Origin of the sequence: Epibacterium sp. MM17-32, from assembly GCF_022348205.1 — a bacterium.
In the GTDB taxonomy this organism is placed as follows: domain Bacteria; phylum Pseudomonadota; class Alphaproteobacteria; order Rhodobacterales; family Rhodobacteraceae; genus Epibacterium.
Genome location: NZ_JAKRFC010000002.1, coordinates 116,046 through 132,790, shown reverse-complemented (window position 1 = coordinate 132,790; position 16,745 = coordinate 116,046). Strand labels below are relative to the sequence as shown.

Genomic DNA, 16,745 nt, shown 5'->3' with positions numbered 1-16,745 from the left:
CCAGCAATAAAAAAGGCAATAAAAAACGGGCTCCTGAGGAGCCCGTTTCAAAGGTCGCCTTCCCGCGTTCGGGAGAGGGATTATTCTTCGGCTGCTGCAGCGGCTTCCGCCTCTTCGCCTTCACCTTCGGCTTCGTCATCCGCGGACTTGAGGCCGGAGGGCGCGGAGATGTTCGCAATCACGAAATCCCGGTCAATCGTCGGTTTGGTGCCTGCGGGCAGCTGTACTTCGGAGATGTGGATCACATCGCCAATGGCTTTGCCGGCGAGGTCGACGGTCAGCTTTTCCGGAATGTCACCAGCGGTCACCACCAGTTCGACTTCGGCGCGCACCACGGTCAGAACGCCGCCGCGCTTGAGGCCAACGCATTCTTCCTCGTTGATGAACTCAACCGGAATGAACAGGTTGATCTTCGAGGTGCGACGCAGGCGCATCAGGTCGAAGTGGGTCGGCAGGTCCTTTACAACGTCACGCTGAACGTCGCGGCAGATGACGCGCACGTCATCGTGGCCTTCAACCTTGAGGTTGAACAGGGTCGACTTGAAGCGGCCGGCCTTCAGTTTCTTCAGCAGTTCGTTGAAGGGGATCTGGATGGACAGCGGGTCAACGTCGCCACCAAATACAACACCAGGAACCATGCCTTCGCGGCGGGCTGCGCGAGCGGCGCCCTTGCCCGTCCCCGCACGTTCCTGGCATACGAGATCAGGAATCTCATTCGCCATTTTATATCTCCATAAGCAATCGGGGGTGCCTCCAAGGCTGTCACCCCGCGTGAAGCCGTTCTGGTAGACGGAAACATGCTGTTTGGAAAGACCTAAACTGTGACAATCATCCGCGCGGGGCGAGTTTTCCACCTGCATCGCGCAGTCTGGCGTGCAGATCGAACTCTGCCGCGCGGGCGGCCCGCAGACGATCACGGTTTCGCGGCGACAGCTCGGCGGGAACAGCGGGTGACACGTTGCGCGGCGCAAAGGTGATTCTCTCCTCGAAGCGCTGGCTGAGAAAGGTCTCGAGCAGGTCCAGCTGTTCGTAGGCGAACAGGTGATCGACCAGAATGCGGCCGCCCCGGCCGGACAGCATGCGATACTGGCTGCCGATGCGGGCGCAGGGGGGCGGGTCGTCGGACAGGAGGGCTTCGACAAAGGCGTCAAAGCTGAGATGGCCAGCGTATTCCGGTTTGTCCTTGATGTCGTCACGACTGCGATACTTGTACCAGCTGCGGATCTGGTCTTCCGGGTCGCGCAGCACGGCAAAGCACCGCAGTTTGGCCCCGAAGGTGTCGCGGACGAAGGGGCGGACGCGCCGGTGCAGGCGCCGCGCCGAGGTATGCTTGCGGGATTTGCGGAAAACAATATCGGCATGGGGCCGCAACGCCTGTTCGATGGCGGTTGTCCCGGTCTTTGGCACGGCAACAAAAGCAAGGGCCTGCGGCGTGAAGATCAGCATGGCAACGGGATAGCGCGCCGCGCTGCGCGGCGCCAGCGTGTAACGGTACAATTTGGCGATTGTGACCCAACGCGCACTGTGCATTCTCGCGGCTATGGAATTCATGACGGATATGCGCACCAGTGCGGTGCATGGGCGGGCCTTTGCGGTGATGGGGTTCTGTGTCGGTACCTTCGCAGCCTACGCGCCGCAGCTGAAGGCGCAGGCCGGGCTGGGCGACGCAGACTTTGGCCTGGCGCTGCTGGTTGGCGCTGCAGGGGCGGTGGGGGCCATGTGGGTCGCGCCGCGGATCGACCGCCTGCTGGGGGCCTCGGCGATGACGGTCTGTGCCCTGATGTTGGCGGCAGGATTCCTGCTGCCCGGCCTTGCCACCAGCTGGGCCGCATTTGCCGCTGCGATCTTTGTCGCCTCCAGCGCGGCAGGCCTGCTGGATGTGGTGATGAATGCGCGGCTGAGCGGCCATGAGGCGCGCACGGGACGGTCGCTGATGAACCTCAATCACGGGCTGTTTTCGCTCGCCTATGCGCTGGCGGCCCTGGTTGCGGGGCTGGTGCGGGAGGCCGGCGTCGCCCCGGTCTGGTGTTTTGCCGGGGTGTTGGCGGTCACGGCCATTCTGGCATTTGGCATGCGGGACGTTGTGGAGCCGGAGCCGACGGAGGCGACCGATCATAACCTTGCGCCGGTTGTCCTGCCCTGGGTCATGGTGACCCTGGCGGGATTGATCGTGTTGATCTCCTTTACCGCCGAGCAGGCCACCGAAAACTGGTCCGCCCTGCATCTGGAGCGGGCCTTTGGGGCCAGCGCCGCAGAAGGTGCTTTGGGGCCGGCTGTGCTCGGGCTGACGATGGGGATCGGGCGATTGTCCGGTCAGGAAGTGTTGCGCCGTGTGGCCGAAGGCACGTTGATGCAGATCGCCGCAGCGCTGGCGGCCACCGGGCTGATCCTGGCGGCCTTTGCTCCGGTACAGGGGTTGGCCTATGCGGGGTTTGCAATCCTGGGATTGGGTGTTTCGACGATCGGGCCCACGGCGCTGGCCTGGGTCGGCAAGACCATATCCGCGCAACTGCGCGGCGCGGCGATTTCGCGAATGGTGATGATCGGCTACTGCGGTTTTTTTGTGGGTCCGCCGGTGATCGGCTTCATGGCAGAAGCCTTTGGGCTGCGTCTGGCGCTGGCGACCATGGGGGGCATGCTCTTGTGCATCACCGTCATTCTGGTGCCGGCGCTGCGGGCCTCGGCCCGGCGGAGTGGTGTCACCGCCTGAACAGCGGCGCACCGCGGCCGAACCCGCCAGATCCCGCCGTCACGCCCAGCGGCCGGTGAAATCCTCGGGCACCAGCAGGTTGTGACGGCCCAGGTTGGTCACGGCCTTCTCGCCGCAGAGCGCCATCGATGTGTCGAGCTCCTTGTGGATTACCTCAAGCGCCCGTGTCACGCCCTGCTGGCCCATGGCACCGAGACCATAGACAAAAGCACGGCCGATCATGGTGCCGCTGGCGCCGAGGGCCAGCGCCTTGAGCACATCCTGACCGGACCGGATGCCGCTATCCAGATGCACTTCGACCTGATCGCCGACCGCGTCCATGATCCGCGGCAGCATCCGGATGGAGGACAGCGCCCCGTCCAACTGGCGGCCGCCATGGTTGGAGACGGTAATGGCATCGGCCCCCACTTTGGCCGCCATCCTGGCATCCTCTTCGTCCAGGATACCCTTCAGGATCACCTTGCCGCCCCACATGTCCTTGAGCTTTTCGATCTTGCCCCAATCCAGCGAGGGGTCGAATTGCTCGGCGGTCCAGGCGCCCAGGGAGGACGCATCGGAGATGCCCTCGACGTGGCCGACGATATTGCCGAAATGGCGCCGTTTTGCCCCCAGCATCTCAAGGCCCCACGACCATTTGGTCATCAGGTTGGCGATCGTTTTTGGCGTCAGCTTTGGCGGCGCGGAAAGACCGTTTTTCAGGTCCTTGTGGCGCTGGCCGAGGATCTGCAGGTCGAGCGTGATCACCAGCGCCGAACAGCGGGCGGCCTTGGCGCGTTCGATCAGGCGCCGCACGTAGTCCTCGTCCCGCATGGTATAAAGCTGAAACCAGAAGGGTTTGGTGGTTGCTTCGGCGACGTCTTCGATCGAGTTGATCGACATGGTCGACAGCGTAAAGGGCACGCCAAAGGCTTCGGCGGCGCGCGCGGCCTTTATTTCGCCATCGGCGCACTGCATGCCGGTCAGCCCGACCGGAGCCAGGGCCACCGGCATGCTGACATCCTGCCCGATCATCTGGCTGGCCGTGGACCGGCCAGCCATGTCCACCGCAACCCGCTGGCGCAAGCGTATCTTGTCAAAGTCCGTGGTGTTCTCGCGAAAGGTCTGCTCGGTCCATGAGCCGCTCTCTGTGTAGTCGTAGAACATCTTGGGCACGCGGCGGGCATAGATCCGTTTAAGGTCGCCGATATTGGTGATGACGGGCATGAAGATCTCCTCGACCGCGCAGTTGGTAATGTTTTCTTACCAATCGTATCTGGCCATGGCAAGCGAGGTAATCGTAATCTTGCATTTACGGTTTTGTGCAACTTTATCGGTGAACACCTCCCAGAATCGCGATGTGACAGCGCGGGTCCGGGTGGGAAACTTCCGGAGAACAGCCGAAGTTTCATCTGCTGACCATCGCGCAGCCCTGAATTCCTAAATTCCGAACGGGGACCGTTCGGGGTGGTTTATTGATTTTGGACCAGATGCACGCCAGATCGGGATTTTGCCCGGGCGGGCACCGGCCGCGTCAGCTGTCGGTTTTCACTGGAGGGTGGAGCAACATGAGTGTTGTGTTCATATCTGAAGAGATTCCCAGGGGCCTTGGCGCCCCTGCCTCCGGAGTCGCCGACGCAGCCCCAGACACCGGACGCGCGCCAGGGGCCTGGGTCCGGATCCGGCGCCAGAGGCTGTCATGACGCTGCATCCCGATGATCCCCTTGTGCCGGAACGGTCTTCTGATGATCCGTCGTATCAGGACCTGCTGGCCGAGCTGCAGCGCGAGCGGCTGCTGCGGCAGGATCTGCAGTCGAAACTGGACAAGACCGGTCAATCGCTGCGACAGGCCAACAGATCGCTGGTGTCGCTGGCGCGGCAGGTGGACCGCATGGTCAAGGAACGCACGGAGGACCTGGCGCGGGATCGCGCCGCTGCCGAGGCCGAGAATGCGGCAAAAACTCAGTTCCTGGCCACGATGAGCCACGAAATTCGCACGCCACTGAACGGTGTGCTCGGGATGGCCTCGGCCCTGTCGGATACGCCGCTGAGGGAGGAGCAGGCCCAGATCCTGGGCGTGCTTCACGACAGCGGTCGGCTGCTTTTGAGCATTGTCGACGATATTCTGGATCTGTCGAAGATCGAGGAAGGCAAGCTGGAACTGGAGCGCTTGCCAACCGATGCCGTGGCTTTGGTCAAGGCGGTGTACCGCCAGTTCGAGGCTCGTGTCAGCGCCAAGGGGCTGAACTTCAGCAGGATGTGCAGCGGCCGGTTGGCGCGCGGTGAGGTCTGGGTCAACATCGATCCGACCCGGTTTCAGCAGGTCCTGAGCAATCTGCTCTCCAATGCGATCAAGTTCACGGATCGCGGCTCCATTGCCGTGATCGCGGATCTGGAGCCGGAGTGCGGCGGCACGATGATGCTGTCCGTCACCGTGCGCGACACCGGCATCGGATTGACCCCGCAACAGCTTGACTGCCTGTTCGAACCCTACATGCAGGCGGACGCCAGCGTGCATCGAAATCACGGCGGCACGGGGCTGGGCCTCGCGATTGCCCGGCAGATCTGCCAGCGCATGGGCGGAGACCTGACCTGCCGCAGCGTGGAAGGGGAGGGCAGTGAATTTCGCGCCAGCTTCCGCGTGACGCGCGCCGGGCCCCTGCCCGAAGACCTTGAGGTCGATACCAAGATCGACAGTGCGGTGCTGTCAGCCCGCCGCTGGCGCGTCCTGGTGGCGGAGGACAATCGCACCAACCGCATGGTCCTGCACCACATGTTGAAGGACTTCGACCTGGAGCTGGTTTGGGTGCAGAACGGCGAGGAGGCGGTGGAGGCCTGTTTCCAGATCCGGCCCGATCTGGTGCTGATGGATGTGAACATGCCGGTGCTCGACGGGCTGACGGCGACGGCCCGTATTCGGGCGCGCGAACAGCGGGAAAATCGGGACCCGGTTCCCGTGATTGCGGTGTCGGCGAACGCCCTGCTGCACCAGGTGAACAGCTACCTGGATCAGGGCATGACCGATCATGTCGCCAAGCCACTGCGCAAGCGCCGGCTGTTGCAGGTCATGGCAAAGGCATTGTCCTGACGGTCAGCCGGCGTGGGCGCCATCCGCCAGTGATTTCACAAATGCCAGCACCTCGGCCGGGGATTTGCCCGCGCCGATTTCGGCAACGATCGCGCTGCCGACAACAGCGCCATCGGAGATGGAGGCGATGGTCTGAGCGCGTTCCGGGGTCTTGATGCCGAACCCCACGATGATCGGCAGATCGGTGGCGGCTTTGATACGGGCAACCTCGGGGCCCACGTCGGCGGCTTCTGCCTCGGCGGCACCGGTGATGCCGGTGATCGAGACGTAATAGACAAAGCCCGATGTGTTCTGCAGTACCCGCGGCAGGCGCGCGTCATCGGTGGTGGGGGTGGCAAGACGGATGAAGTTCAGACCCGCAGCCTGTGCAGGCAGGCAGAGTTCGCTGTCTTCTTCCGGCGGCAGGTCCACCACGATCAGCCCGTCGATGCCTGCCTCCTTGGCGTCGCTCAGGAATGTGTCGACGCCGCGCGAATAGATCGGGTTGTAATAGCCCATCAAAACGATGGGGGTGGTGGTGTTTTCCTTGCGGAAATCCCGAGCGAGCTGCAGTGTGCGCTCCAACGTCATGCCGGCTTCCAGGGCGCGCTGGCCGGCGAGCTGAATGGTGGGGCCGTCCGCCATGGGATCGGTGAAGGGCAGGCCCAGTTCGATCACGTCAACGCCTGCTGCGGGCAGGCCTTTGACCACTTCGAGCGAGGTGTCATAATCGGGATCGCCTGCCATTACATAGGTCACGAAGGCCTTCTTGCCCGCGGCAGAGAGTTCAGCAAACTTGGCATCGATGCGTGTGGTGGGGCGGGTCATGGGCTGGCCTTTATAGATCTCTGTTGCCTGCCTGATGTGCCGAAACTTGTCGGTAAAATCAATCCCGCACGACAGTCATGATCGCTGAGCGGCGCAGCTTTAGCCGGGTGGGGTGCGGCCAAGGGGCATGTGCAGGCGCAGGGCGATGGTATTCAGCCCCGGGTTCACGTCGCCCACCGAGGCGTTGGAGATATGCGTCAGTGCCAGCGACACGCGCCGGCCGCCACGCAGATCGCGCCCGATGCCCAGCAGGGAGCGGATTTCAAAGGTCGACCCCAGATCGTTGCGCGCCGAGCTTTCGAAAAACACGCCGGGCATGATGCTGGCCTCTATGAACCAGCCCTCTCCAATCGGGCGATGCGCCTGGAGGCCCCCGCCCAAAAAGGCGTCGCCGGTCTCATGGATCTGGCCGGCCAGCCCAAGCCCGGCGTCAAAGCCCAGGATCTGCCAATCGCGGGGACCCAGATACTCGGCGGAGAAATAGAGACCGCTGTCGGCTTGGTCTTCATGAAAGTCGGCATACCCCAATCCAAACGTCAGTTCTTGCGCCCGGAGTGTGGAGGGAAGCAACAGCATGGAAACAAATGTCAAAACGGAGATCGTGTTGCGCATACGGACCTCGCTACTTGTGAACCGCCTGCGCCGGGACATCCGGCGCTGTAAGGCATAAAATCAGGATAAATGAATATGTATGGTTTGTGTCAATGCTCTGGTTCTGCCTGTCACACTCGCTGTGCGCTTGCGAAAAGGCCCGTGAGAGCCTAAGTGCTGGCTCCCAAATGGCATCAGGAGGCCGGTATGGGCTTTAAAATGGGAATCGTGGGTCTGCCGAATGTGGGCAAGTCGACCCTGTTCAACGCGCTGACCAAAACCGCCTCGGCGCAGGCGGCTAATTTTCCGTTCTGCACGATCGAGCCGAACGTGGGCGAGGTGGGGGTTCCCGACGCGCGCCTTGAGAAACTGGCGGAGATTGCGCAGTCCAAACAAATCATCCCCACGCGCATGACGTTTGTGGATATCGCGGGCCTTGTCAAAGGCGCATCCAAGGGCGAAGGCCTGGGCAATCAGTTCCTCGCCAATATTCGCGAAGTGGACGCAATCGCCCATGTTTTGCGGTGTTTTGAGGACGGTGACGTCACCCATGTGGACGGTCGTGTGGACCCGGTTGCGGATGCGGACACCATCGAAACCGAGCTGATGTTGGCGGATCTCGAGAGCATCGAAAAACGCCGCGCCAACCTCGTGCGTAAACTCAAAGGCAACGACAAAGAAGCACAGCAGCAGGACCGTCTGCTGGCACAGGCTCAGGCGATGCTTGAAGACGGCAAGCCCGCCCGGCTGGTCGAGGTCGATGCCGAGGATCAGAAAGCATGGACCATGCTGCAGCTTCTGACCACTAAACCGGTGCTTTACGTCTGCAACGTCGGCGAAAGCGAGAGCGTTGAAGGCAATGCGCATTCCACCAAAGTGGCCGAGATGGCCGCGGCCCAAGGTAACGCGCATGTGATCATTTCGGCGCAGATCGAGGAAGAAATCAGCCAGTTGGAGGCAGAAGAGGCGCAGATGTTCCTCGATGAGATGGGTCTGGCAGAGGCTGGGCTCGACCGTCTGATCCGCGCTGGCTACGAGTTGTTGCATCTTGAGACCTATTTCACCGTCGGCCCCAAGGAGGCGCGCGCCTGGACCATTCGTTCGGGCACTGCAGCGCCGCAGGCGGCGGGTGTGATCCACGGTGATTTCGAAAAAGGGTTCATCCGCGCCGAGACCATTGCCTACGACGATTTTGTTGCCTGTGGTGGCGAAAGCGGTGCAAAGGACGCCGGCAAGATGCGGGCCGAAGGCAAGAGCTATATCGTCAAGGATGGCGATGTGATGCACTTCCTGTTCAACACCTGATCCCGTTCGGGTGACGTCGAATTCCTGATGCCCGCCTTCCCAAGAAGGCGGGCATTTTTCTGATACAGTTGTCGGATATTCGAAACGCTGACAGGCTTGAGTTGCCGCTAACGGAAATGCTACACCCGCTCGATTAATCAGTCGTAGGTATAAAAAATGACAACGAAACTCATCATCGACACGGATCCCGGCATCGACGATGCAATGGCGATCTTCTACGCTGCCGCCGCCCCGGATATCGAGCTTCTGGGCCTGACAACCATCTTTGGCAATGTGACCACCAAGATGGCCACCCGCAATGCGCTGCGCCTGCTGGAAGCCGCCGATCTGGACCTGCCCGTTGCGCATGGCGCCGAAAAGCCCCTGGTGTTGCCGCCGTTTGAACCGTCGGCCCATGTGCATGGCGACGAGGGGTTTGGTGATATCCCTGCTGCCCAGCCCAAGGGGCAGGCGGTTTCCGAAGAGGCCGCCGATTTCCTGATCCGCATGGCGCGCGAGCATAAAGGCGAGCTGGTGGTGTGCCCGGTGGGCCCGCTGACCAATATCGCCCTTGCTGTTCAGCGTGACCCGGAGTTTGTGAAAAACTGCAAACGCATCGTCATCATGGGCGGCTCGCTTGAGGCAGGCGGCAATATCACACCCCACGCCGAGGCCAATATCTATCACGACCCCCACGCCGCCGAGGTGGTTTTTGCCGCCGCTGCGGGCAAGGTGGTGATGGTGGGGCTGGATGTGACGCTCAAGATCCTCTGCACCCCCGAGGATTTCGACGCCATCAAGGAACGCTCGCCGGAACTGGGTGGCATGCTCAAGGATATGAGCGTGTTCTACATCAAGTTTTATCAGGAGGTTGCAAACCTCAATGGCTGCTCCCTGCATGATCCCGCAGCGGTGATTGCCTGCACCCACGCCGATCTGTTCCAGACCCGCGCTGTCAAGCTTGGGGTTTCGGTCGAAGAAGACACCTCTGGCAAGACGCAGCTGGCGGATGACGCCCGGGGCGAAACCCATGTGGCGATGGAGGTCGATGCCGATGCGGTAAAGGCCTTGTTCCTGAAGCGCCTGTCACTGCTGCCCTGATTGCAGCCTGATCGGTGCCTGGAACGTCGCGGGCTGTTGGGGGCAAGATCACGTGATCCGATGCCAGCCCGTGATCGTCTCTGCAAATCGGGGAAATCAAATGCGGATAGGGGCACTCTGCCTCCTTCCGCGGCCCCGGTTTGAGGGGCTGGGCGAGGGTGGCCAACCTGTTGCCAGGGGCCTTCGGTTTCGTGCCAGCAGGCAGCCCCGAGCAGGCGGCGAGCGGGATGGTCAATAAGCGAGGCCGCACCATGCAAGCGGTCGCAAAGCCCTCGTAAATCATTCCGTATTTCCGGGGTTGATGTTCGTCACAGAAATTCCAAAAAACGCCTTGTCTCTCCTGACGGTGGCACATATACGGGTCAGCGGAGACGTGGCCGAGTGGTCGAAGGCGCTCCCCTGCTAAGGGAGTAGGCGGGAAACCGTCTCGAGGGTTCGAATCCCTTCGTCTCCGCCATAACCATAGATGAAGCCCATATATATCAGTGAGGTAGGGCTTTGCTGCTGCCGAAAGCGGCTCTTCTCCCCCCGTTTCAGCGTCTGCCTTCTTGGCAGCGAGACGCTTGAAGCGCGCGCTCACGCTCTTCTTGAGCCACCTGATCGTATATGGCTTTCCGTCATCCGTCCTGTGGTGCACAAAATCATACGACCATACGCGATTGCGATATTCTGGCCTCAGCCGGACATACGAGCCATCGTTAAGCCAGAGACTTCACGTTTGGGGGTGTTTCACCGGCACTTTGAGCCCGCCACAGAGGTTCGACGCGCTTGTCGTGCACAAACCATGCTGCATCCCTTAGCAGGGTGGCAATCCGACGATACTCGTATCGACCATATTGCCGGGTCAGCTCGATCATGTCGGTCATTAGACTATCCTCGTCGGCACGCCCAACGGGCAGCCGTCTCTGTGTGGATCGGTGCTGCCCTATCCTCGGCCTCTGCCACCAGGTTTCCGTCGGGATTACAACTGGCATAATCCGGACCGTTGAGGCATGGTCGCCTCAGCCAGGCGACAGGAAGCACAGCCTTTTGACGGACGCGAATGACATTGAGAACGCGATCATGCGTGTGAGCCTTGGCGACCGCGAGGCGTTTTCTTTGCTCTATGACGCGACCTCTGCGAAACTTTTTGGCGTGTGCCTTCGTGTCTTGAATGACAGGGCAGAAGCCGAAGACACGCTCCAGGAGGTTTTTGTGAAGGTTTGGCACAAAGCCGACCAATACAAAGCCAACGGATACAGTCCGATGACCTGGCTGATCACGCTGACGCGGAATACGGCCATTGATCGGTTGCGGTCGAAAAAGGCCGTGAACGTGGACATCGCGGATGTGCATGATCTGTCGGATGGGGCGCCGACACCGGAGGCAGATGCCATTGCTTCATCAGAGCGACAAAGGCTGAACAACTGCCTGAATGAACTGGATGCAGACAGATCGGACGCGGTGCGCCGGGCGTATCTGGACGGCGACAGCTACAAAGACCTAGCGGCGCGTTACGATGTGCCGCTGAACACGATGCGAACCTGGCTGCGTCGCAGCCTGTTGACCCTGAAGGACTGCCTGAGCCGATGAGCCAAGAAGAAGATCATAACGACGACACGGCCCTGGCCGGTGAGTACGTCCTGAATCTTCTGGAGGATGACGAGCGTGCGGCGTTCGAAGCACGGCTGGTTACAGAGGCGGCGTTGCGGGACCGCGTGCGCGAATGGGACGAGTCCCTCGTGGACCTCACCGATGGGATCTCGCCCGTGCCGCCGCCCCCCATGGTGAAGGACAGGCTCCGGGCAACACTTTTCCCGGAAACGATCAGGCGAAAACGACCGCTCTGGACCTGGCTGGCCGGAAGCATTGCTGCCGCGATAATCGTCGGTTTTGTCGTGCTGATGCCTTCGCTGCTGCAGGAGACGGCCTATGAGCCGACCTTCACCGCCAGCGTCGCGGCGGAAGACGGCACGCTTGTGGTTGCGGCGCAGTTCATCGCTGAAACGAAAGCGCTTGAGCTTGTGCGCGAAACGGGCGATGCGCGCCCCGGTCGCGTGTTGGAGCTTTGGTTGATTGCCGAGGGCTCCGACGCGCCGATGTCTCTTGGGGTGCTCCCTGATGACGCCGAAACGCGATTCACACTCTCACCCGACGTGGCACAACAACTGACCAATGGTGTTCTGGCGATCAGCGATGAGCCCCCTGGGGGCTCACCAACAGGTGCGCCGACCGGCGATGTTCTGGCGATAGGCCCCGTGACAAGCCTTTGATACAACGGCCTGTTTCAAGTTTCTCCAAAAAAGTTGGATTTTGGTGAAACTTCTTTTTCACACGCCCCGTGTCTTCTCCATCGCAAGGCCACCCGGCCTCGCCTGACAGAGGAGAAAGACCATGACATTCAAGACACTCGTTGCCACATCGACCGCCGCCCTCGCGCTTGCCACCGCGGCTTTCGCGATGAATCCATCCGTCGGCGGGGCCCCGATGCTCGAAGAGCGCAATATCATCGAGAACGCCGTCAACTCCCCGATCCACACCACGTTGGTTGCCGCGGTGAAAGCCGCCGATCTGGTGGAAACCCTGCAAGGCGAAGGCCCGTTCACCGTGTTCGCGCCCGTCAATGAAGCGTTTGCCGCACTTCCCGAAGGCACGGTGGAAACACTTCTGAAGCCCGAGAACAAGGCGATGTTGCAAAAGGTTCTGACGGCTCACGTTGTGGCCGGAGACTGGTCGTCGGCAGATATCATTGCGGCCGCAAAATCGAGCAGCGACGGTTTCTACCACTTCAATGCTGTGTCCGGTGATGCGCTGTCGGCCAAAGTCATGGGCGAGAATGTCTACATCTTTGACGAAAGCGGCAACGCCAGCATGGTGACCGTGGCTGACGTGGATCAGTCCAACGGTGTGATCCATGTGGTGAATTCGGTTCTGGTGCCGAAGTAAGGCCCCCCGACAGTCACGATCTCCCACCGCCACAGGCGGTGGGAGCCGATGATTTGCCGCCCGCAGAGGCCGCGTTTATCAGGTCGCTCTGTTCAGGGTTTTTGCCGCACACGCTGCCCTGATGGCAAGGTGTCGATCCACTCCCGGCCTAAGTCATCGATGACGCGCAGTACACGGTACTTGCGCCTTCCGTGCGACTGACCGATGCGAAGTCCAGCGACCATCTTTGGTTCGGCAACTGACGTCTCAAGCCCCCTCTTGATAGCGCTGCCGTTCCGCATCCGTCGCCTTGCGCCACTCCGCGCGAAGTAGGTCCATTCGCCGCGGAATACTGTCTTCAAGAACCTCCGCCTCAATGATCCGTTCTGTCCGAAAGTAACGAAAGTCTTCTCGCAGTTCGCACCATGCGGCGATGATACGACTGGTGTCCCGATACCCCAGCAGTATAGGCCAGATCACACGACGGGTCTTTTGGCATGCGTTGTCTGAGTATGTCAGGGCTATCTTTTTGCGGTGCCGAATTGCCAGACGAATGGCGCTGGCGCCAAGCACCTCATCCGGCTGAGCGACAGGCGCCACGCTGACCGCCGGGTGAAGAAACGACGTCCGGTACTTGGCCGGGGCGACAGCTTCGAGCTTGGTGATGAGCTTCTCAGCAGCCAGTGCAAGCTCGGGCTCGCCTCGCGATTGAACCCAAAGAACTCCAAGTGTCACGGCCTCGATTTCGTCCGGGGTCAGCATCAGCGGTGGCATGTGAAAGCCGGGCTCCAACACATAGCCGACCCCGGCCTCGCCGTTGATAGGCACGCCCTGTCCGATAAGCGCAGCAACGTCGCGATACACCGTGCGCTTGGTCACGCCCAACGCGTCGCCAATGGACTGGGCAGAGATCGGACCCTTGGCACGTCTCAGAACCTCGATGACTTCAAATAGCCTGTCGCCACGCCGCATGTGATCTCCTTTCGGTGAAGCAGACCATACTGACATTATGCTGACAACACGCTGTCAGCATAGTCACTGTAAGAGCAGGGCAGCCAAAAAACGGAGATCAAAACATGAGACGCTTCATTGCCACCGCCCTCACCGCAATCCTGCCCACAGCGCTTGTTGCGGAACCGGCGGAGCAAGCGGGAACCGCGCCAATCATGGCCATGGGCGCCTATGTGCCGACCGACGACATGAAAGGCTCGGAAGCCTTCTATCGCGTTCTGTTCGACAGCGATCCTGTGATCGGGCTGCCGGATTTTGTAGCGTTTGGGGTGGCGGGCGGATGGTTCGCAATCGTGTCGCGGAGCAAATACGCACCGGGGGCTGAGGCGGGGTCGGGCGCAGTCCCTTACCTGCAATCGTCCGATTTGGAGGCCCTGCGAGTCCGCGCCATGGCCGCCGGTGGAGCTGTGCCGGAGATCATCAAGGAACCAGGTATCCAGCTGCTCAAGATCACCGACCCCAATGGTCAGCTGATCGAGTTTTTCAAACTGACCGGTCAGTGACGCACACAACACGCACCGCAATCTAAACGGACATCGCACAAAGCCGAAGAAACACTTCGTCGTTGGGACCAAGGATATGGAAGCCGCGGCGCGCTTCTGTGCGCCGCGGTGACCGTCATCTCGCGGCGGGTGTACCAATTGTAGGGCACCTCCAACCATCGACCTGAGCAAGACCAAACGGTTACGTCAGCGGTGTTGGCGGTGTCGATACCCCCGGGATCTCAAGCACGGTGAACCTCGTTCGGTGCGGGGCACTGAGGGCGGAGATACTCGGCCGCCTGCTAAGAGGTGTGATCGAAAACGAAGGCGTCCGGGGCGCATATCCTCGCGCCTAACCAAGAGATGAGCCCGCAGATAGCTCCGGCAGCAATCAGAATAAGGCCTGCGATCTGCGTCGCAAAAAGTGCCCAACTGATCGCAAGACCAAGAGCCATACCGCCAAAAACCGCAGTGAGCCAACCTCCCCAACCTGTCCAGAGAGCGACAGCAAAAATCAAGCATGCAGGCAGGGTGGAAACCCCGATCACCAAGGTTGTCATTGCCGATGCGAAGCCCAGAAATTCGATGGCCTCGAGGACTCGTGGATCGAGAGGAGCCTGTCGTGCCAGTTGGGCGAGGAGAATAGTCACGATGCTCAGAGAGATCCAAAGCACGAGAAGTGCCGTCGGACCCAGCAGCGACGCACGCAAGAGCACGCGTCGCTTCACCGGGGTTGGGGACCGCAGAGGATTTCGGGTTGGCATTGTCTGTACGCCCTCCGGGCAGAATTCAGGCAGGATCGAAGATGCCCACGCCCGGAGGGGCGCGTGATCCGGTCAGCTGTCGGGTTGCAGAGCGGTCACTTCGATTTCGATCAACATATCAGGAACCGCCAGACTTGCTTCGATCATTGTCGCCGCTGGTGGGTGAGCCCCGAACGTCTTTGACAAAATCGGCCAACACGCCGGGAAGTCCTCTGCATGCTTCAGGTAATAGTTGACCCGCACGACGTCCTGCAGGCTTGCGCCCACCGATGCCAAGGCGGACCCGATGTTTTCCAGGCATTGGCCTGCCTGTTTTTCGACTTCAGGTTCGATTTCCATGGTCGCGTAGTTGTAACCAGTCGTACCGGAGACGAAGATCCATCTGTCAGCCGTAACAAGCCGAGCATAGCCAATTTCCTTCTCAAATTCGCTCCCCTTGGGATGCCGGACGATTTTCATGTTGCTTCCTTTATTTGTGCGTCCACCCGCATCCTCCCTTGAAGAGGATACGTGAGATATTGGGGCAGACCTTGGGTTATTGTGGGGTCAGGAATTGTGCGGTGATGGTGGCCGTCGAATGCGGGAAATCATGGCCACTCTCCACCCAGGTGAGACGTGCTGACGCGCCGATTTCATTGACCAGGCCCTCGATGTGTTCGGCGTCGTAGAACGTGTCCATCGTGCCGCCGATGAAATGAACCAATCGGTCGTTGAAAGCGCCGGCGTAAAGGTGCTGTGCCGTGAAACTTGTGCTGTGCCCCTCCGACACGTCGAGAAAGGGCATCCCGATCAGCAGTGTCTTTTCAACGTTTTCGTTCAGTGCAGCACCGATGTAACCCACCCACGCCCCCAGCGAGAAGCCCACGATGGAAACGCGATCCGCATCGACACCTTCGAACTCCGACAGGGTGTCAAGACCACGCGTCAGATCCATTGCGGATTGCGCGATCATCTTTCTTGCGGCTTCAAGATACCCCTCTTCGAGATACGTATAGGGGTTCTGAAAATCGTGCGATTGCACACGCGCCCCATGATTGCGCAGGTCGAAGGCCATAACCGCAACGTTGCTTTCCAACAGCGCAGCACGATGAGACGCGGGAAACGAGTACGGACCATCATCCGTTCGCCACCATTGGTCCGCAGACTGCGTAATTCCGTGCAGCAGGACCGCGATCGGCACGCTTGCGTCACCCGACGGGGTCGGAATTTCCAGCACGGCGCGGATCGGCTCATTGTCGAACCCGGTAAAGGAGTATTCGATAACGCGGCTGGTTGGGGTTTCGTGCTCTCTTGTAATTTCAACGTGCAATGGGAGATGCGGATCAACAGCATAATACGACCGCAATACGTCCAGTTTTGTCTCCGCAAATGCGGCCGGCGCGACGGCGATGAGGCTCACCGCGGTCAGCGATATGTTTAAAAGTCGTCCTACCAGGCTCATTTTCTCCAGCTCCGTTGTGGTGTCTTCAGTCGAAGACGACAGAGGCCGGCAGTGTGTGACACATGTTTCGGACATTTCCCGACATCGACCAAAGGACGCGCTCGGTTCGGCACAAACACGGGACACGTTCCCTTCGCTGCAGACGCAAAACAGTAACTTAATCGGTCCTGACGCCATCCCGGCATAGCAAAAGCGCTTTCCGTGCATTGGCGTTCTAAAGATCTAGCGAAGCATCACGTCAGGGGGGGGCGAACCGGATACTCGCGGTTTGCCCACAATCATCCGGTTCGCGGTGATTGGGTCAGTTTATGACGTAAAAGCCAATTTCGTCTGACGCTCAACATTTGATGTGGAACGTCGAACACCTTTGACCCAATCCGCGGCCAAAACCCGAGGGAACGGAACGGCCGCGTCATGCATTTCTGACCCAATACGACAGCTGCCCTTCATGCGGATCGAAACGAAGGCGGGCGCAGAACCCCACTTTACCAAATGCTGCGCCCTGGTCGCATGGAAGGGAAGCGTAGAGAGCTCCCTTTGCAAAGTCGGAGCTACCAGCGGGGCCCAAGGGCTGCGGCCCAGACCA

17 protein-coding genes, 1 tRNA gene and 1 pseudogene are annotated in these 16,745 nt (G+C 60.4%); 9 read left to right on the top strand and 10 right to left on the bottom strand.

Annotated elements, in window-relative coordinates; genetic code table 11:
* Positions 1 to 80: 80 nt before the first annotated feature.
* Both MHM88_RS03570 and MHM88_RS03565 read right to left on the bottom strand, forming a co-directional pair.
* On the bottom strand, positions 81 to 722 hold the full coding sequence (locus MHM88_RS03570; protein WP_239318972.1) for a 50S ribosomal protein L25/general stress protein Ctc: 642 nt from the start codon (positions 720 to 722) through the stop codon (positions 81 to 83).
* Between the two features lie 106 nt (positions 723 to 828).
* The gene (locus MHM88_RS03565) at positions 829 to 1,530 is read right to left on the bottom strand and encodes a hypothetical protein (protein WP_239360053.1); all 702 of its coding nucleotides are present in this window, start codon (positions 1,528 to 1,530) and stop codon (positions 829 to 831) included.
* 19 nt (positions 1,531 to 1,549) lie between these two features.
* On the opposite strand from MHM88_RS03565, the gene MHM88_RS03560 reads away from it, so the two are divergent.
* Positions 1,550 to 2,710 (top strand): MFS transporter, encoded by a 1,161-nt coding sequence (locus MHM88_RS03560; RefSeq protein WP_239360052.1) that lies wholly within the window; start codon positions 1,550 to 1,552, stop codon positions 2,708 to 2,710.
* A 39-nt stretch (positions 2,711 to 2,749) separates the two neighbouring features.
* On the opposite strand, the gene MHM88_RS03555 is transcribed toward MHM88_RS03560, so the two are convergent.
* The gene (locus MHM88_RS03555; RefSeq protein ID WP_239318975.1) at positions 2,750 to 3,913 is read right to left on the bottom strand and encodes an alpha-hydroxy acid oxidase; all 1,164 of its coding nucleotides are present in this window, start codon (positions 3,911 to 3,913) and stop codon (positions 2,750 to 2,752) included.
* Positions 3,914 to 4,385: 472 nt separating this feature from the next.
* On the opposite strand from MHM88_RS03555, the gene MHM88_RS03550 reads away from it, so the two are divergent.
* The gene (locus MHM88_RS03550; protein WP_239360051.1) at positions 4,386 to 5,774 is read left to right on the top strand and encodes an ATP-binding protein; all 1,389 of its coding nucleotides are present in this window, start codon (positions 4,386 to 4,388) and stop codon (positions 5,772 to 5,774) included.
* Positions 5,775 to 5,777: 3 nt separating this feature from the next.
* Here MHM88_RS03550 and trpA read toward each other — a convergent pair whose 3' ends face one another.
* Positions 5,778 to 6,581: a tryptophan synthase subunit alpha gene (trpA, locus tag MHM88_RS03545; protein WP_239360050.1), complete on the bottom strand. Its 804-nt coding sequence runs from the start codon at positions 6,579 to 6,581 to the stop codon at positions 5,778 to 5,780.
* 99 nt (positions 6,582 to 6,680) lie between these two features.
* A complete protein-coding gene (locus MHM88_RS03540; RefSeq protein ID WP_239360049.1) occupies positions 6,681 to 7,157 on the bottom strand; it encodes an acyloxyacyl hydrolase in 477 nt (158 codons plus the stop codon).
* A 222-nt stretch (positions 7,158 to 7,379) separates the two neighbouring features.
* On the opposite strand from MHM88_RS03540, the gene ychF reads away from it, so the two are divergent.
* The 3 genes from ychF to MHM88_RS03525 all read left to right on the top strand — a co-directional run bounded on the left by ychF (position 7,380) and on the right by MHM88_RS03525 (position 10,014).
* Positions 7,380 to 8,477, top strand: a complete 1,098-nt coding sequence (ychF, locus tag MHM88_RS03535; protein ID WP_239360047.1) for a redox-regulated ATPase YchF — start codon at positions 7,380 to 7,382, stop codon at positions 8,475 to 8,477.
* Positions 8,478 to 8,633: 156 nt separating this feature from the next.
* Positions 8,634 to 9,557, top strand: coding sequence for a nucleoside hydrolase (locus tag MHM88_RS03530; protein WP_239360044.1), 924 nt, complete (start codon positions 8,634 to 8,636; stop codon positions 9,555 to 9,557).
* A gap of 367 nt (positions 9,558 to 9,924) precedes the next feature.
* Positions 9,925 to 10,014 (top strand) — tRNA-Ser (locus tag MHM88_RS03525).
* Between the two features lie 147 nt (positions 10,015 to 10,161).
* Here the strand turns inward: MHM88_RS03525 and MHM88_RS03520 are convergent.
* Positions 10,162 to 10,486, bottom strand: a pseudogene (locus tag MHM88_RS03520) (IS3 family transposase); the annotation flags it as partial.
* 133 nt (positions 10,487 to 10,619) lie between these two features.
* On the opposite strand from MHM88_RS03520, the gene MHM88_RS03515 reads away from it, so the two are divergent.
* The 3 genes from MHM88_RS03515 to MHM88_RS03505 all read left to right on the top strand — a co-directional run bounded on the left by MHM88_RS03515 (position 10,620) and on the right by MHM88_RS03505 (position 12,482).
* On the top strand, positions 10,620 to 11,129 hold the full coding sequence (locus tag MHM88_RS03515) for a sigma-70 family RNA polymerase sigma factor (protein WP_370687459.1): 510 nt from the start codon (positions 10,620 to 10,622) through the stop codon (positions 11,127 to 11,129).
* Positions 11,126 to 11,809 carry an anti-sigma factor domain-containing protein gene (locus MHM88_RS03510; protein WP_239360042.1) on the top strand — a complete coding sequence of 228 codons (684 nt, stop codon included), beginning with the start codon at positions 11,126 to 11,128 and terminating at the stop codon, positions 11,807 to 11,809. Before MHM88_RS03515 ends, MHM88_RS03510 begins: the two co-directional genes overlap by 4 nt.
* A 121-nt stretch (positions 11,810 to 11,930) precedes the next feature.
* A complete protein-coding gene (locus MHM88_RS03505; protein WP_239360041.1) occupies positions 11,931 to 12,482 on the top strand; it encodes a fasciclin domain-containing protein in 552 nt (183 codons plus the stop codon).
* A gap of 246 nt (positions 12,483 to 12,728) precedes the next feature.
* On the opposite strand, the gene MHM88_RS03500 is transcribed toward MHM88_RS03505, so the two are convergent.
* Positions 12,729 to 13,433 (bottom strand): YafY family protein, encoded by a 705-nt coding sequence (locus tag MHM88_RS03500; protein ID WP_239360040.1) that lies wholly within the window; start codon positions 13,431 to 13,433, stop codon positions 12,729 to 12,731.
* Between the two features lie 104 nt (positions 13,434 to 13,537).
* Between MHM88_RS03500 and MHM88_RS03495 the strand changes: the two genes are divergently transcribed.
* Complete coding sequence (locus tag MHM88_RS03495; protein ID WP_239360039.1) at positions 13,538 to 13,975, top strand: VOC family protein; 438 nt, start codon at positions 13,538 to 13,540, stop codon at positions 13,973 to 13,975.
* 281 nt (positions 13,976 to 14,256) lie between these two features.
* On the opposite strand, the gene MHM88_RS03490 is transcribed toward MHM88_RS03495, so the two are convergent.
* The 3 genes from MHM88_RS03490 to MHM88_RS03480 all read right to left on the bottom strand — a co-directional run bounded on the left by MHM88_RS03490 (position 14,257) and on the right by MHM88_RS03480 (position 16,159).
* A complete protein-coding gene (locus MHM88_RS03490) occupies positions 14,257 to 14,604 on the bottom strand; it encodes a hypothetical protein (RefSeq protein ID WP_239360038.1) in 348 nt (115 codons plus the stop codon).
* Between the two features lie 186 nt (positions 14,605 to 14,790).
* Positions 14,791 to 15,177 carry a RidA family protein gene (locus MHM88_RS03485; RefSeq protein ID WP_239360037.1) on the bottom strand — a complete coding sequence of 129 codons (387 nt, stop codon included), beginning with the start codon at positions 15,175 to 15,177 and terminating at the stop codon, positions 14,791 to 14,793.
* Positions 15,178 to 15,253: 76 nt separating this feature from the next.
* Positions 15,254 to 16,159 (bottom strand): S9 family peptidase, encoded by a 906-nt coding sequence (locus tag MHM88_RS03480; protein ID WP_239360036.1) that lies wholly within the window; start codon positions 16,157 to 16,159, stop codon positions 15,254 to 15,256.
* Between the last annotated feature and the right edge of the window lie 586 nt (positions 16,160 to 16,745).

Coding starts and splice junctions, on each gene's coding strand:
- MHM88_RS03560 (WP_239360052.1), top strand. CDS start 1,550: ATGACGGATATGCGCACCAGTGCGGTGCATGGGCGGGCCTTTGCGGTG.
- MHM88_RS03515 (WP_370687459.1), top strand. CDS start 10,620: ATGCGTGTGAGCCTTGGCGACCGCGAGGCGTTTTCTTTGCTCTATGAC.
- MHM88_RS03540 (WP_239360049.1), bottom strand. CDS start 7,157: ATGCTGTTGCTTCCCTCCACACTCCGGGCGCAAGAACTGACGTTTGGA.
- MHM88_RS03510 (WP_239360042.1), top strand. CDS start 11,126: ATGAGCCAAGAAGAAGATCATAACGACGACACGGCCCTGGCCGGTGAG.
- MHM88_RS03570 (WP_239318972.1), bottom strand. CDS start 722: ATGGCGAATGAGATTCCTGATCTCGTATGCCAGGAACGTGCGGGGACG.
- MHM88_RS03530 (WP_239360044.1), top strand. CDS start 8,634: ATGACAACGAAACTCATCATCGACACGGATCCCGGCATCGACGATGCA.
- trpA (WP_239360050.1), bottom strand. CDS start 6,581: ATGACCCGCCCCACCACACGCATCGATGCCAAGTTTGCTGAACTCTCT.
- MHM88_RS03565 (WP_239360053.1), bottom strand. CDS start 1,530: ATGCACAGTGCGCGTTGGGTCACAATCGCCAAATTGTACCGTTACACG.
- MHM88_RS03495 (WP_239360039.1), top strand. CDS start 13,538: ATGAGACGCTTCATTGCCACCGCCCTCACCGCAATCCTGCCCACAGCG.
- MHM88_RS03500 (WP_239360040.1), bottom strand. CDS start 13,433: ATGCGGCGTGGCGACAGGCTATTTGAAGTCATCGAGGTTCTGAGACGT.
- MHM88_RS03550 (WP_239360051.1), top strand. CDS start 4,386: ATGACGCTGCATCCCGATGATCCCCTTGTGCCGGAACGGTCTTCTGAT.
- MHM88_RS03555 (WP_239318975.1), bottom strand. CDS start 3,913: ATGCCCGTCATCACCAATATCGGCGACCTTAAACGGATCTATGCCCGC.
- MHM88_RS03485 (WP_239360037.1), bottom strand. CDS start 15,177: ATGAAAATCGTCCGGCATCCCAAGGGGAGCGAATTTGAGAAGGAAATT.
- MHM88_RS03480 (WP_239360036.1), bottom strand. CDS start 16,159: ATGAGCCTGGTAGGACGACTTTTAAACATATCGCTGACCGCGGTGAGC.
- ychF (WP_239360047.1), top strand. CDS start 7,380: ATGGGCTTTAAAATGGGAATCGTGGGTCTGCCGAATGTGGGCAAGTCG.
- MHM88_RS03505 (WP_239360041.1), top strand. CDS start 11,931: ATGACATTCAAGACACTCGTTGCCACATCGACCGCCGCCCTCGCGCTT.